This is a genomic window from Longimicrobium sp. (assembly GCF_036388275.1).
Lineage (GTDB): Bacteria > Gemmatimonadota > Gemmatimonadetes > Longimicrobiales > Longimicrobiaceae > Longimicrobium.
In genome coordinates this window covers 1-2,019 of sequence record NZ_DASVSF010000068.1, presented here as the reverse complement: position 1 = coordinate 2,019, position 2,019 = coordinate 1, and the positions used below count along the sequence as shown (strand labels likewise).

The 2,019-nt window shown below is 65.1% G+C and carries 1 protein-coding gene and 1 pseudogene; one reads left to right on the top strand and one right to left on the bottom strand.

The annotated features are described in order from the left end of the window. The first annotated feature begins 332 nt into the window (after positions 1-332). Positions 333-1,419, top strand: a pseudogene (locus VF632_RS14525) (IS630 family transposase). 151 nt (positions 1,420-1,570) lie between these two features. Here the strand turns inward: VF632_RS14525 and VF632_RS14520 are convergent. After that, on the bottom strand, positions 1,571-2,019 hold a 449-nt coding region (locus tag VF632_RS14520), incomplete at its 5' end, for a transposase (protein ID WP_331023631.1).

Sequence of the window (2,019 nt, the reverse complement as noted above, 5' to 3'; positions counted from 1 at the left end):
AGATTGGCAAGCGTATCGGCTAGCAGCACGTACGGGGTCGGCCCGACCAAGACCAAACGCGCCACCATTCTGCCGGGATGCTCGGCGTGATCGCGGTGAATGATCCAGCCAACCAACGCGTCATCCGCGCCGGCCTGAAGCGCTTCAGCCGTCATCATATCGTCGGCCACGACAGCGCCAACGCATCAGGCGCTGCGTCCCAAGACATCGCCGGATGTTCGTCCAGATATGCCCCCACAAGGGCCACTAGTGGTCTGAGTTAGAAATGCCCTTCCACCTTTCCTATATGTCCTCTCGCTGGCGATGAGGCAGCGATTGGATGGGAGGTGGCGATGGCAAGCCCGCATGCAGTTGCGATTACATTGTCTGCTGCGGACCGCGAAACGTTGGAAGGCTGGACCCGGCGCCGCAAGACAGCGCAGGGGCTGGCGATGCGCGCCCGGATTGTCCTGGCCTGTGCCAAAGCCGGGACGACGAATGGCGCGGTCGCCAGAGCGCTGGGCGTCAGCCGCCCAACCGTTGCCACTTGGCGCAGGCGGTTTGCGGAGCGGGGGCCAGATGGGCTGCTGGATGAGCCCCGTCCTGGCGCACCGCGCCGGATCACCGACGAACAAATCGAGCGGGCGGTCGTCACCACCTTGGAGAGCACGCCCGCCAACGCCACGCACTGGAGCACGCGCAGTCTGGCGCAGGCGGTGGGACTGAGTCAGTCGGCGGTGGTACGGATCTGGCACGCCTTTGGGCTCCAGCCGCATCGCAGCGAGACCTTCAAGCTGTCGCGCGACCCGCTGTTCGTCGACAAGGTGCGCGACATTGTCGGGCTGTATATGAACCCGCCGGACCGCGCGCTGGTGCTGTGCGTCGACGAAAAGCCACAGATCCAGGCCACCGAAGGAACCGCACCGGTGCAGCCAATGCGCCCGGGTCAGGTGGAGCGTCACACCCATGACTACATCCGTCACGGCACCATCGACCTGTTTGCCGCTCTGGACGTCAAGACCGGCACCGTGATCGGCACCTGTCGCCAGCGCCACCGCGCGACCGAGTTCCGCGGTTTTCTGGACCAGATCGACCGCACCGTGCCGCCCGATCTGGACGTGCATCTCGTGCTCGACAATGCCTCAACCCACAAGGCCGCTGATTCGGCAATGGCTGCTCAAGCGGCCACGCTACCACCTGCACTTTACGCCAACCTCGGGCTCCTGGCTGAACCTCGTCGAGGCGTGGTTCGCCTTGCTGAGCGCCCGTCAACTCCGACGGGGGAAGTTCCGCAGCACCCGCTCGCTGGAGCAGGCTGTTCACCGCTACATCGCAGCAACAAACGAGAGCCCCAGGCCCTTCATCTGGACCAAGAGCGCCGACGACATCCTGGCCAGCGTTCAGCGCTTCTGTCAAAAAACTTCTAACTCATACCACTAGCCCATCTTATTCACCGGCGTGTGGGGAGTAACTGCTGCTGAGCGCTGGGCGCAGTGATCCAAGGCGCCTATTTCATCGCGGGGCAAGGACGGATGGGATAGGCGCTGGAGGTTTGCGGGAGATGGCGTGTTCGGGGCACAGGCCCCATCCGTCAGGGCCCCGCAGGCAGGCAGCCACGCACCAGACCGGCGAACAGATCAGCCTCCGGGCAGGCGGCGGTGAAGGCGATGCGGACCCGTGTGGCGGTCTCGGTGATACACGCGCCGATCTTGATCAGGCGCAGCCGCAGGGTGGTGAACTCGGCCGTGGCGAGAGGCTGCGGGCTGGGAATGGCGTCACGGACGCGCAACAGCAGCCAGTAGGCGGCCGTGTGCAGGATCAGCCGCACCTGGTTGGCGCGTGGCTCGCGGCAACTGGTGCGGTCGGAGGCAAGCTGGCTCTTGTGCAATTTAATCAGGTTCTCGGCCTGGCCGCGTGCGCAGTAGATGGCCGCATAGAGCCATTCCGCCGAGCCGCGGCGCAAGTTGGTCACCACGTAGCGGATGTCCAGCCCTTGGGGCGTGGCTTCGATGCGCGCGGCGACACGGCGTTCGCCACGCC